Raw genomic sequence first — 12,209 nt, 5'->3', positions numbered from 1 at the left:
TGAGTTACTTTCGATCCGGGGGCGCACATGTGGTTACGGCCGCATGTCGGCCAAGTGGACGTACCCAGAAGCCTTCGATCTGGGTATGTTCCTCGCCGTCAGGGCAGCCACCGAGTCCTCGAGGAGTCGAGACCCGTGTCGGAAAACAAGAACCAGAAGTTCGTCTACGACTTCACCGAGGGGAACCGCGACCTCAAGGACCTTCTCGGCGGCAAGGGAGCCAACCTCGCCGAGATGACCAACCTGGGTCTGCCGGTCCCTCCCGGCTTCACCATCACCACCGAGGCCTGCAAGGTCTACCTCGAGAGCGGTGAGGCCCCGGCCGAGCTGCGCGACGAGGTCAGCGCCCACCTCGCCGCCCTCGAAGTGAAGATGGGCAAGAAGCTCGGCCAGTCGGACGACCCGCTGCTGGTCTCCGTCCGCTCCGGCGCCAAGTTCTCGATGCCCGGCATGATGGACACCGTCCTCAACATCGGCCTCTCCGACGCCTCCGTCGCCGGCCTCGCCGCCCAGGCCGACAACGAGCGCTTCGCCTGGGACTCGTACCGCCGCCTCATCCAGATGTTCGGCAAGACCGTCCTCGGCGTCGAGGGCGAGCTCTTCGAGGACGCCCTCGACGCGGCCAAGGCGGCCAAGAAGGTCACCGTCGACACCGACCTCGACGCCGCCGACCTGAAGAAGCTGGTCAAGGCCTTCAAGAAGATCGTCGCGAAGGAGGCCGGCCGCGAGTTCCCGCAGGGCGCCCGCGAGCAGCTCGACCTCGCCGTCGAGGCGGTCTTCAACTCCTGGAACACCGACCGCGCCAAGCTCTACCGCCGCCAGGAGCGCATCCCCGGCGACCTGGGCACCGCGGTCAACGTCTGCTCGATGGTCTTCGGCAACCTCGGCCCGGACTCCGGCACCGGCGTCGCCTTCACCCGCGACCCCGCCAGCGGCCACCAGGGCGTCTACGGCGACTACCTGCAGAACGCGCAGGGCGAGGACGTCGTCGCCGGCATCCGCAACACCGTGCCCCTCGCCGACCTGGAGCAGCTGGACAAGAAGTCCTACGACCAGCTGATGCAGATCATGGAGACGCTGGAGACCCACTACAAGGACCTCTGCGACATCGAGTTCACGATCGAGCGCGGCCAGCTGTGGATGCTCCAGACCCGTGTCGGCAAGCGCACCGCCGGCGCTGCCTTCCGCATCGCCACCCAGCTCGTCGACCAGGGCCTGATCGACGAGGCCGAGGCCCTCCAGCGGGTCACCGGCCACCAGCTCGCGCAGCTGATGTTCCCGCGCTTCGACGAGGACGCCAAGAGCGAGCTGCTCGGCCGCGGCATCGCCGCCTCCCCGGGCGCGGCGGTCGGCAAGGCCGTCTTCGACTCGTACACGGCCGTCAAGTGGTCCCGCTCCGGTGAGAAGGTCATCCTCATCCGCCGCGAGACCAACCCCGACGACCTCGACGGCATGATCGCCTCCGAGGGCATCCTGACCTCGCGCGGCGGCAAGACCTCGCACGCCGCCGTCGTCGCCCGCGGCATGGGCAAGACCTGCGTCTGCGGCGCCGAGGAGCTCGACGTCGACACCAAGCGCCGCCGCATGACGGTCGGCGACCAGGTCATCGAAGAGGGCGACGTCGTCTCCATCGACGGCTCCACCGGCAAGGTGTACCTCGGCGAGGTACCCGTCGTACCGTCCCCGGTCGTCGAGTACTTCGAGGGCCGTATGCACGCCGGCGCGGACGACGCCGACGAGCTGGTCCAGGCCGTCCACCGGATCATGGCCTACGCGGACCGCGTCCGCCGCCTGCGGGTGCGCGCCAACGCCGACAACGCCGAGGACGCGCTGCGCGCCCGCCGCTTCGGCGCCCAGGGCATCGGCCTGTGCCGCACCGAGCACATGTTCCTCGGCGAGCGCCGCGAGATGGTCGAGCGCCTGATCCTCGCGGACACCGAGAACGAGCGCGAGGCTGCCCTCACCGAGCTCCTCCCGCTGCAGAAGAAGGACTTCATCGAGCTGTTCGAGGCGATGGACGGCCTGCCCGTCACCGTCCGCCTGCTCGACCCGCCGCTGCACGAGTTCCTGCCCGACATCACCGAGCTGTCGGTGCGCGTCGCCCTCGCCGAGGCCCGCAAGGACCACAACGAGAACGACCTGCGGCTGCTCCAGGCCGTGCACAAGCTGCACGAGCAGAACCCGATGCTGGGCCTGCGCGGTGTCCGTCTCGGCCTGGTCATTCCCGGCCTGTTCGCCATGCAGGTCCGGGCGATCGCCGAGGCCGCGGCCGTGCGCAAGGACGCCAAGGGCGACCCGCGCGCCGAGATCATGATCCCGCTCGTCGGCACCGTCCAGGAGCTGGAGATCGTCCGCGAGGAGGCCGACGCGATCATCGCCGAGGTCGAGGCCGCCACCGGCACCGACCTCAGGCTCACCATCGGCACGATGATCGAGCTGCCGCGCGCCGCCCTGACCGCCGCGCAGATCGCCGAGGCCGCGCAGTTCTTCTCCTTCGGCACGAACGACCTGACCCAGACCGTGTGGGGCTTCTCCCGCGACGACGTCGAGGCCAGCTTCTTCACCGCGTACCTGGAGAAGGGCATCTTCGGTGTCTCGCCGTTCGAGACGATCGACAGGGACGGCGTCGGCGCCCTCGTCCGCAGCGCGGCCCAGGCCGGCCGGGCCACCCGCCCCGACCTCAAGCTCGGCGTCTGCGGCGAGCACGGCGGTGACCCCGAGTCCGTCCACTTCTTCCACGAGGTCGGTCTCGACTACGTCTCCTGCTCGCCGTTCCGGATTCCGGTGGCGCGCCTGGAGGCCGGTCGCGCCGCTGCGGAGGCGACGGGCAGCGACAGCCGCTGAAGTCCGCCTGAGGCCCGCTGAAGGCCCCTGAGAGTCCGCCTGCCCCCGGGTTCCCTGACCCCCGAGGGCAGGCGGGCAATTCTTTTTTGTTCAACAAATCCTTACGCCAGCAGGCGGTGGACGGATCCCCACCCGTCCACCGCCTGCTGTCAATCCGCCAGGCACGTCGGCGCATCCCGGTGCGACCGACCGCCAGGCCCCGCAAAGCCCCCCACGGCCTTCACGGAGCGTTTCGGTCGCACTGGAGTGTGTCTGGCGGAGTACAGCATTTCGGTTGTCACGCCCCCGCCGAAAGGGGTTTCAACTGTGGCCGAAAGGGCGTGGTGACGTCGTGTGACGGCGTGCATACTCATGGGGCGGGGGGATTGCGGTTGCACAGGTGGGGGTTCGGTGCTGCGTATCCATTTCACTGGAGTGGACCTGGCACGCGTGCGGATGGCAGGGCGTCCCGATGCGTTGTGGGAAACGATTCTGAGTTTTCACCGCTTAAGAGACCGGCGTGATGCGCGGCTCTTCGGTGAATGGCGTACGGAAGCCCGCAGCAGGTTGAATGCTGAAACACGCTTGCTCGGCGCGCTCATACCGAGTCGTGGCTATTTCCCCGATTTCCTGACCCCTGTGGAGGGGCAGTACGGGTGGGACGTGGGCCTCGACGCGCTGCGCGGGCTGCACCCGGAGCGGATCCGGCGCGAGCTGGCCCTGCTCGGGTCGGGCGCGCGGGTGGGTGCCGCCTTCGGCATGCCACCGGGTACGGGCGCGGGCGCCGACTCGGGCGTGCCGCGGCGGCTGCGGGAGTTCATGGACGGCGGCACGAAGCACCTGCCGAGGCTGCTGGCCGAGCTGCGCGGCTACCACCGGGCGGCCGTGGCCCCGTACTGGAACCACATCCAGGCCCAGATCGAGGCCGAGCGGGCCGCGCGCGGCCGGGCCCTGCTGGACGGCGGCGCGGACGAGCTGCTGGCCTCGCTGCCGCCCATGCTGCGCTGGCGGGCGCCGGTCCTGGAATGCGACTACCCCGTGGACCGCGACGTGTGGCTGCGCGGTCGGGGGCTGCTGCTCCAGCCGTCGTTCTTCTGCCGGCGCACCGCCGTGACCCTGCACGACCCGGAGCTGCCGCCGGTGCTGGTCTACCCGGCGGCGGCGCAGCTGGCCTCGGCGCCCACCGGAAGCGAATCGATTCGCCCCCTGGAGGAGCAGCGCCAGCGCACCCTGGGCAAGCTCGTCGGGCACACCCGCTCGGTGGTGCTGCGGGCCATCGGCGACGGGGCCACCACCAGCGAGCTCGCCCGCCGGGCCGGGGTCTCGCTGGCCTCCGCGAGCCAGCACGCCTGCGTGATGCGCGAGGCCGGGCTCGTGACCACCCTGCGCCGGGGGAACGCCGTCCTGCACACGGTGACGCCGCTCGGGGCCGCGCTCCTCAAGGGTGGTGCGGTGGCCTCGTAGCGCCCGCCGCAGCCCCCGCACCCGGGCCGTGCCGACCCGGGTGCGGGGGCGGGCGGCCCGGTGCGGGTTTCCGCCCGGAGGTGTGTGCAGGGCCCGCCCGGGGCGCCGCGCGCACCGATATCCGGTCCTCTGCGTTCGGAATCCGGCGCGAGCTCCGTCCTGCAGCAGCGATTTTCGGCCACCCGGGCATTCCTTCCGGAAGGGGCCTGCAGGCCGCCACGGCAGCCGCGTCCGTGCGCTGTGCGTGACCGCGGCCCGGCGCGACGTGACGCATCCCGGACGAATGAGGGACCTTGAGCCCTGTTCGGCCCCCGCGTCGGCGAGGATGCTGGGGCCATGGACGCTTCCGCCGCCGACCACGACATCCGCGGCCGCGCCGACCTCGAGGTCGTGCTGCGGCGCTTCTACACGGCCGCCTTCGCCGACAGGCTGATCGGCCCGTTCTTCACGGAGATCGCCGGCACGGACCTCGACGTCCACCTGCCCCGGATCACCGACTTCTGGGAGCGGGCCCTGTTCCGCAGCGCCTCCTACGGCCGCGATCCCTTCGCCCCGCACGCCGCCCTGCACGCGGCGCGGGCCATGACCGCCGAGGACTTCGGCCGCTGGGTGCAGCTCTGGCGCGCCGCCGTGGACGGGCTGCACCGCGGGCCCGTCGCGGAGCGGGCGAAGGCGATGGGCGAGCGGATCGCGCTGGCCATGCACCGGCGGCTGGCCGGGGCGGACGCCCCGCTGCACCGCGAGGGCGGCACGGGCTTCGTCCCGCTCGCCGCGCTGCGGCTCCACTCGGCCGCCTGAAACCGGGCGGCCCCACGGGCGCCCCACACGGACGCCCCACTCGGGCGCCCCCACTCGGGCCCCACACGGGCGGCCCCACACCACCGCCACCGGCCCCCCTGCGGGGACCGGAGCACGCCGGGAGGGCCCGGGGATCGCAATGACCCCCGGGCCCTCCGGTGCGCTCCCGTGCGCCGGGGCCCACCGGGAGGGACCGCGCCACGGGCGGGGTAGTCACGCGGCACCGAAGCCCGCCCGCACCTGCCGCCGTGGAGTGCCCCCATGCGTCGTGGTCCCCTGCGCTCCCGCGTGCCCGCGGCCGGTCCGGCCGCCCCCGCTCCCCCGCCTGCCCCCGTCGTGGTCCCCGCCTTCGTCCCCGTCCTCGCGCTGGCGTTGTCCCTGGCCCTCGCGCTCGCCGGGGCGGCGGCCCTCGCGGGACCCGCCCGTGCCGACACGGTCAGCCCCGACTCGGCCCCCGCCCTCCGCTTCGTCAGCTACAACATCTGCGGCAACATGTGCGGCGCCGACCCGTACGACAACGAGCGGCGGATCGACAGCGTCGTCGCCCAGGCCGCGGCCGCCACCTGGAACGCCGACCAGGTCTTCCTCCAGGAGGTCTGCCGCCCCCAGTACGACGAGATCCTCCGCCGCCTCGCCCCGCTCGGCTTCCACGGCTCCTACGGGGCCACCCTCGGGGGCAGGGCGTCCGTCTGCGGCGGCGCCGACTACGGCAACGCGGTCCTGGTGAAGGGGCCGGTCACGGACAGCGCGGAGCTGGACCTCACCGTCGGCGGGGAGACCGAGCCCATCACCGTGCCGTGCGTGCGGACCCTGCTCCAGGGCCGGACCAGCTGGGCCTGCTCCGTCCACCTGTACTGGGACGACGGCACGCTCGCCGTTCCGGAGGCGGAGGAGCTGGCCTCCCGGGCCGAGGCCTGGGAGGCCCAGGGCCTGCCCGTGGTGCTCGGCGGGGACTTCAACCACTCGCCCCGCACCGCCACTCTCACGCCGTTCTACGACCCGTCCGCAGGGGACGACGGGCAGGGCGTCTTCCTGGAGGCGGACGAAACCGACAGCGACTTCTTCGACCCCGCCACCTGCACGGCGGGGTCGGATCCGCTCTGCCGCTCGGGCGAGCCCACCCGGAACGAGAAGAAGATCGACTACATCTTCCTCTCCGCCTGCCACTTCACGTCCCCCCGGGGCGACGCCCTGCCGCTCGACCCCTCGGTCTCCGACCACCGGATGCTGCGCGGCGCCGCCGCCCGGTCGGCCGGCTGCCGCCCCCTCGGCAGCTCCGCCGCCGCCCTCCTGCCGCGCAGCCTGCCGTCCCCCGGGGCCGCTGCTAGGCCACCGCGGCCGAGGTCACGGCGGTCCGCACCGGATAGGTCCGGACCGACACCTCCTCCTCGTCCAGGCAGCGGCCCGTCGCCAGGTCGAAGCGCTGCTTGAGCAGCGGCGAGGCCACGAAGGGCTTGCCCTCCACGCACCCCACCAGCCCCCGCGAGAGCACCGCCGCGCCCGTGAAGGGGTCCCGGTTGTCGATGGCGTACGTCCATCCCGAGCGGCCGAGGAACACCGCGGCCTGGCTCCCGTCGGGCAGCAGCACCGCCACCCCCCGCCCCGGGATCATGTCGGACAGCTCGCACACCGTCAGCCAGCCTTCGTCCACCTGCAGTTCCACGGTCATCGGGTGCCTCCCACGGCTTCCAGCGGCTGCCGGCCGGTCAGGATCGCCAGGTCGGGCTTGACCTGGTCGCGTTCGGGCACGAACCGGACCGTCGGGTCCGGGGCCCCGGGCGCGTTGACGAAGGAGACGAACCGGCGCAGCCGTTCCGGGTCCTCCAAGGTCTCGGCCCATTCGTCGCGGTAGTTCGCGACATGGTCCGCCATCAGCGACTCCAGCTCCTCGCACAGCCCGAGGGAGTCGTGCACGACGACGTCCCGCAGGTGGTCCAGGCCGCCCTCCAGCCGGTCCAGCCAGGTGGAGGTCCGCTCCAGCCGGTCCGCGGTGCGGATGTAGAACATGAGGAACCGGTCGATGAGCCGGACCAGTTCGGCGTCGGAAAGGTCCTGTGCGAGGAGGTCGGCGTGGCGCGGGGTGGCCCCGCCGTTCCCGCCGACGTACAGGTTCCAGCCGTTCGCGGTCGCGATCACGCCGAAGTCCTTGCTCTGCGCCTCCGCGCACTCGCGGGTGCAGCCGGAGACCGCCGACTTGAGCTTGTGCGGGGCGCGCAGCCCCCGGTAGCGCAGCTCCAGCTCGATGGCCATCCGCACGCTGTCCTGGACCCCGTAGCGGCACCAGGTCTGCCCCACGCAGGACTTCACCGTCCGCAGCGCCTTGCCGTACGCGTGACCCGACTCGAAGCCGGCCTCGACGAGCCGGGCCCAGATCCGCGGGAGCTGGTCCACGCTCGCCCCGAAGAGGTCGATGCGCTGCCCGCCCGTGATCTTCGTGTAGAGGCCGAAGTCGCGGGCGACCTCGCCGATCACGATGAGCTTGTCCGGGGTGATCTCGCCGCCGGGGATGCGCGGGACGACCGAGTACGAGCCGTTGCGCTGGAGGTTCGCGAGGAAGTGGTCGTTGGTGTCCTGCAGGGAGGCCTGCTCCCCGTCGAGGACGTAGCCGCTCGCGCCGAGGGTGGGGGCGAGCGAGGCGATGATCGAGCCGACGGCCGGCTTGCAGACCTCGCAGCCGTCGCCGCCGCGGGCCGCCTCCCGGCCGTGGCCGTCGAGGAGCTGCTGGTACGAGGTCAGCCGCCGGGTGCGGACGATCTCGTACAGCTCGGCGCGGGTGAACGGGAAGCAGCCGCACAGCCCCTTGTCGGCGGAGGCGGGCAGCAGCTGCTCGATCACCTTGACGCAGCCGCCGCAGCCGGTGCCCGCCTTGGTGCACTTCTTGACCTCGGGGAGGGTGGCGCAGGCGGTGATCGCCTTCTTGGTGACGTTGTGGCAGGAGCAGATGACCGCCGTGTCGGGGAGCGCGGACGGGCCGAGCTGCGCGGCCGGGGACAGCCCCGCGGGCAGCACCAGCTGGTCCGGGCTGACGGGCGGGACGCTGCCGGTGAGCGGGCGCAGCAGCCCGTACGCGTCGGCGTCGCCGACCAGGACCCCGCCGAGCAGCACCCCCTCGGGGGAGACCACCAGCTTCTTGTAGACGCCCGAGCGGGAGTCGGAGTAGACGACGTCGAGGCTGTCCTCGGTGGTGCCGTGGGCGTCGCCGAAGGAGGCCACGTCCACGCCGAGCAGCTTCAGCTTGGTGGACAGGTCCGCCCCGGTGAACTCCTTCTCCCGGCCCAGCAGGTCCTCGGCGGCGGTCTCGGCCATCTCGTAGCCGGGGGCGACCAGGCCGTACACCCGGCCGTCGGAGGCCAGGGCGCACTCGCCGACGGCGTAGACGCGCGGGTCGGAGGTGCGGCAGCGGGAGTCGACGGCGATGCCGCCGCGCTCGCCGACCGTCAGGCCCGCGTCGCGGGCGAGCTGGTCGCGGGGGCGGACGCCGGCGGAGAAGACGACGAGCCCGGTGTCGACGGTGGAGCCGTCGGAGAGCAGCATTCCGCTGACGCTGCCGTCCTCGCCGGTGAGGATCTCCTGGGTGCCGACGCCGGTGTGGACGGTCAGGCCCATGCGCTCGATGGTGCGCAGCAGGGCCGCGCCGCCGCCCTCGTCGACCTGTACGGGCATCAGGCGCGGCGCGAACTCCACGATCCGGGTCGGGAGCCCGAGCCCCTGGAGGGCGCCGGCGGCCTCCAGGCCGAGCAGGCCGCCGCCGACGACGGCCCCGGAGGTGCAGGTCGCGGCGTACTCCTCGATGGCGAGGAGGTCCTCGATGGTGCGGTACACGAAGCAGCCGGGGGCGTCCTTGCCGGGCACGGGCGGCACGAAGGGGTAGCTGCCGGTCGCCAGGACGAGGACGTCGTACGGGAACACCCGCCCGGAGCGGGAGGTGACCGTACGGGCCTCGCGGTCGATGCTCTCGGCGGGGTCGCCGAGGTGCAGGTCGATCCCGTGCTGCTCCACGAAGCCGGCGGGGGTGAGGGAGAGGTCCTCGGGGCTGCTGCCGGAGAAGTACGAGGTGAGGTGCACGCGGTCGTAGGCGGGCCGGGGCTCCTCGCACAGCACGGTGATCCGGTGCGTGGCGGTGGCCCCGCGCTCGGCGAGTGCCTCCAGGTAGCGCTGGCCGACCATGCCGTGGCCGATGAGCACGATGGCGGGGGTGGGCGTGGATGCGGCCATGATCAGGAGCCTCCGTCGTCGGTGAGCAGGTGGAACAGGTCGGTCAGGACTTCCTCGTCCTCCCAGCTGCGGGCGAGGGCGCCGACGCTGGAGAGCTCGCCGAGGAGGACGCCCCCGACGAGGCGGTCGCCGCGGACGACGACCTTCCGGTAGGTCCGGCGGGTGGCGTCCGAGAGGCGGACCACGTCGTCGCCGGGGAGCGGGGTGGTCTCGCCGAAGGCGGCGAGGTCGAGCGGGCCGGTGCCGCCGGCCGCGAGGGTCAGGCGGGTCAGGGCGCGGGTTCCGGTGTAGCCGGGCGCCGGGGCGGCGGCTTCGCCGCCGGCGGGGAGGGTGGCGGCCGGGAGGACGCCGGCAGGGAGAGAGTCGGCCGGGAGAGTGGCGGCCGGGAGAGTGGCGGTCAGGAGGGCGGCGAGGAAGTCGGCCTGCTCCAGCGCGGCGCCGGCCAGGCCGTACACCCGGCCGGCGTGCTCGGCGCAGTCGCCGATGGCGTGGATGCGCGGGTCGTCGGTCCGCAGGCTGTCGTCCACCACGACGCCGGTGTGGACGGTGAGCCCGGCGGCGCGGGCCAGGCCGGTGCGCGGGCGGACGCCGCAGGCCAGGACGACGAGGTCGGCGTCGAGGCGGTAGCCGTCGGCGAGCTCGACCCCCGTGACCCGGCGACCGGAGCCGGTGCCGGGGGAGGCGCCGGGGGAGGTGCTCAGTCCGCGGACTCGGCACTCGGTGTGGATCTCGATGCCGAGCGCGGTCAGATGGGCGTGCAGCAGCGCCGAGGCCTCCGCGTCGAGCTGGCGCTCCATCAGCCGCTCGCCCTGCTGGGCCAGGACGACCTGTGCGCCCCGCTCGGCCAGCGCGCGGGCCGCGGAGACGCCGAGCAGCCCGCCGCCGATCACCACGGCGCGCACGCCCGGTCCGGCCGCCACCGCCGCCGACAGCGCCACGCAGTCGTCCATGGTCCGGAACGCGTGGACCCCGTCCGGGAGTTCCCGGTCACCCGGGGAGGCGGCCGCGGCCCCGGCGAGGCCCCCGGGCTCGAAGAGCCCGCGCAGCGGCGGCAGCACGGCGTTGGAGCCCGTGGCCAGGACCAGGGCGTCGTACCGCTCCGTGCTGCCGTCGTCGCAGTGCACCGTCCTGGTGGCCCGGTCGATCCGGACCGCCCGCACCCCCCGCCGCAGCGCCGGGCCGGGATCCGGAAGGGCGGCGACCTCCGGCGCGTACCGGCCGGCGAGGATCTCGGCGAGCAGCACCCGGTTGTACGGGACGTGCGGCTCCTCGCCGAGGACGGTGACGCCCACGGCCGGGCCCGCACCCAGCCGCTGCGCGAGCCTGAGGCCCGCGAGGCCGCCGCCGATCACCACCACACGCTGCTGTTCCGAGGTCATGACACGAGCGTGGCGGGAGGCTGTTTCCCCTCGGCATCGCGCTTGTTACCCGAACGGAACGCCCACCTCAGCGCGGCGGCCGAGGGCCGGTGAGGCCGCCAGGCCCTGGCCCTGGCCCTGGCCCCGGCCCCGGCCCCGGCCCAGGCCCTGGCCCTGGCCCGGGCTCCGGGCTCCGGTCCGTCAGTGCGTCCCCGTCAGGTGGGCGAAGACGACCACGTTGCCCCGGTATCCGGTCCGGGGCGAGAAGCCGCCGCCGCAGGTGATCACCCGGAGCTCGGCGCGCGGCGAGGGCCCGTACACGCGCGAGTCCGGGAAGTGCCGCGCGTCGTACACCTCGACGGCGTGGACGGTGAACACGGCCGTGCGCCCGTCCGCGCGCCGCACCTCGATCGCCGCCCCGCGGCGCAGCGCGCCCAGCCGGAAGAAGACCGCCGGCCCGGAGGCGTGGTCGACGTGCCCGACGACGAGGGCCGTGCCCACCGCTCCCGGGGTGGTGCCGTCCCGGTACCAGCCCGCCAGGTCGCGGCGGGCCGGCGGGGGCACGTCGAGGCTTCCGTCGCGGGCCAGGCCGAGCCCGGTCAGCGGGGCGTCCACCCGGATGGACGGGATCCGGATCCGGGTCGGCGGAGATCCGGGGAGCGGGTCGATGCTGCCCTGGTAGCGGGCCTGCCCGGTGCCGCTCAGGGCCTCGGCGGGGGAGGGCAGCGGGGGCCCGGCCGGCTCGCCGGAGCCGGTGCCGACGAGCCAGATGCCGATGCAGGCGGTGAGCGCGACGAGCCCGCCGCGGCCGGCCTGGCTGGCGCCCATCCGATGCCCCCTTGGCGTACTGCGCCGTGTACGGCGTGCTCTGCGTGTGACAGGCCGTCGCCCGGCCCCGCGAACGGGGGGACCTCGCGGGGCGGGCGACGGGGGGCGGTACCGGTCGGACCGCGGCCTCGGCCGCGGTGGGCGCCCGTCAGCTCCGCGTGCCGCTCGCCCGGCGACGCAGGAGCCAGGTACCGCCGACGGCGGCCGCGGCCAGTACTGCCGCTCCCGCCGTGATCCGGACGGGGCTCGCGGTGGTGGTCGTCCCACCGCCCACCCCGGTGCGCACGTGGCCCTGCGGGCCGCGTGCGGTGACGACCAGGTCTCCGGTGGCGTACTTTCCGTCGGCGCAGGTCGCGCCGATGCTGTAGGTGCCCGGGCGGGTGCCGCGGGCGACCTGGAACTGCCCGACGACCACCTCCTTGTGGGTGCCCGGCACCAGCCTGAAGCGGCCGCCGCCGACCATGGTGGCGTCGCCGTCGGCGCGCCCGCCCGCCCCGCAGGCCGTGGTGTTCGCGGTGACCGTGACCCCGGGGGCGGCCGACGCGGGCCATACCTCCAGCACGGCGAAGTCGCCCGGGGCGGAGACGGGCCCGGCGGGGTCTGCGGCGGCGGCCCGGTCCGCGGCCCCACCCGCGACCGCACCGGCGACCGGGCCGGCGAACGCGGCGGCGGTCAGCGCGGTGACGGTGAGCACATGGGCGGTGCGACGGCGCATGGCGGCTC

9 protein-coding genes are annotated in these 12,209 nt (G+C 73.8%); 4 read left to right on the top strand and 5 right to left on the bottom strand.

The genetic code is table 11. The features are described 5' to 3' along the window. Positions 1-135 precede the first annotated feature (135 nt). The 4 genes from ppdK (at position 136) to ACIQUT_RS07165 (ending at position 6,516) form a co-directional block, all read left to right on the top strand. On the top strand, positions 136-2,844 hold the full coding sequence (gene ppdK, locus ACIQUT_RS07180; RefSeq protein WP_403560303.1) for a pyruvate, phosphate dikinase: 2,709 nt from the start codon (positions 136-138) through the stop codon (positions 2,842-2,844). 390 nt (positions 2,845-3,234) lie between these two features. Further along, positions 3,235-4,287 carry a helix-turn-helix domain-containing protein gene (locus ACIQUT_RS07175; protein WP_403560301.1) on the top strand — a complete coding sequence of 351 codons (1,053 nt, stop codon included), beginning with the start codon at positions 3,235-3,237 and terminating at the stop codon, positions 4,285-4,287. Between the two features lie 336 nt (positions 4,288-4,623). Continuing rightward, on the top strand, positions 4,624-5,085 hold the full coding sequence (locus ACIQUT_RS07170; protein WP_403560299.1) for a group III truncated hemoglobin: 462 nt from the start codon (positions 4,624-4,626) through the stop codon (positions 5,083-5,085). 261 nt (positions 5,086-5,346) lie between these two features. After that, positions 5,347-6,516, top strand: coding sequence for an endonuclease/exonuclease/phosphatase family protein (locus tag ACIQUT_RS07165; RefSeq protein ID WP_403560297.1), 1,170 nt, complete (start codon positions 5,347-5,349; stop codon positions 6,514-6,516). Here the strand turns inward: ACIQUT_RS07165 and nirD are convergent. The 5 genes from nirD to ACIQUT_RS07140 all read right to left on the bottom strand — a co-directional run bounded on the left by nirD (position 6,410) and on the right by ACIQUT_RS07140 (position 12,201). Next, positions 6,410-6,754 carry a nitrite reductase small subunit NirD gene (gene nirD, locus ACIQUT_RS07160; protein ID WP_179176519.1) on the bottom strand — a complete coding sequence of 115 codons (345 nt, stop codon included), beginning with the start codon at positions 6,752-6,754 and terminating at the stop codon, positions 6,410-6,412. The two genes, ACIQUT_RS07165 and nirD, sit on opposite strands and share 107 nt — an antisense overlap. After that, positions 6,751-9,300 (bottom strand): nitrite reductase large subunit NirB, encoded by a 2,550-nt coding sequence (gene nirB / locus ACIQUT_RS07155; protein ID WP_403560295.1) that lies wholly within the window; start codon positions 9,298-9,300, stop codon positions 6,751-6,753. Before nirB ends, nirD begins: the two co-directional genes overlap by 4 nt. A gap of 2 nt (positions 9,301-9,302) precedes the next feature. Continuing rightward, positions 9,303-10,679: an NAD(P)/FAD-dependent oxidoreductase gene (locus ACIQUT_RS07150; RefSeq protein WP_403560293.1), complete on the bottom strand. Its 1,377-nt coding sequence runs from the start codon at positions 10,677-10,679 to the stop codon at positions 9,303-9,305. 180 nt (positions 10,680-10,859) lie between these two features. Continuing rightward, the gene (locus ACIQUT_RS07145) at positions 10,860-11,486 is read right to left on the bottom strand and encodes a class F sortase (protein WP_403560291.1); all 627 of its coding nucleotides are present in this window, start codon (positions 11,484-11,486) and stop codon (positions 10,860-10,862) included. Between the two features lie 148 nt (positions 11,487-11,634). Continuing rightward, the gene (locus ACIQUT_RS07140; protein ID WP_403560289.1) at positions 11,635-12,201 is read right to left on the bottom strand and encodes a hypothetical protein; all 567 of its coding nucleotides are present in this window, start codon (positions 12,199-12,201) and stop codon (positions 11,635-11,637) included. Positions 12,202-12,209: the final 8 nt, after the last annotated feature.

Origin of the sequence: Streptomyces sp. NPDC090445, assembly GCF_044769385.1 — a bacterium.
Lineage (GTDB): Bacteria > Actinomycetota > Actinomycetes > Streptomycetales > Streptomycetaceae > Streptomyces.
Note: the sequence above shows the minus strand (reverse complement) of the source record. Positions and strands in the feature narration are given on the sequence as shown.

Excerpts from the sequence above, each read along its gene's own strand:
- ACIQUT_RS07140 (WP_403560289.1), bottom strand. The coding sequence starts at position 12,201 with ATGCGCCGTCGCACCGCCCATGTGCTCACCGTCACCGCGCTGACCGCC.
- nirB (WP_403560295.1), bottom strand. The coding sequence starts at position 9,300 with ATGGCCGCATCCACGCCCACCCCCGCCATCGTGCTCATCGGCCACGGC.
- ACIQUT_RS07145 (WP_403560291.1), bottom strand. The coding sequence starts at position 11,486 with ATGGGCGCCAGCCAGGCCGGCCGCGGCGGGCTCGTCGCGCTCACCGCC.
- nirD (WP_179176519.1), bottom strand. The coding sequence starts at position 6,754 with ATGACCGTGGAACTGCAGGTGGACGAAGGCTGGCTGACGGTGTGCGAG.
- ACIQUT_RS07165 (WP_403560297.1), top strand. The coding sequence starts at position 5,347 with ATGCGTCGTGGTCCCCTGCGCTCCCGCGTGCCCGCGGCCGGTCCGGCC.
- ACIQUT_RS07170 (WP_403560299.1), top strand. The coding sequence starts at position 4,624 with ATGGACGCTTCCGCCGCCGACCACGACATCCGCGGCCGCGCCGACCTC.
- ACIQUT_RS07150 (WP_403560293.1), bottom strand. The coding sequence starts at position 10,679 with ATGACCTCGGAACAGCAGCGTGTGGTGGTGATCGGCGGCGGCCTCGCG.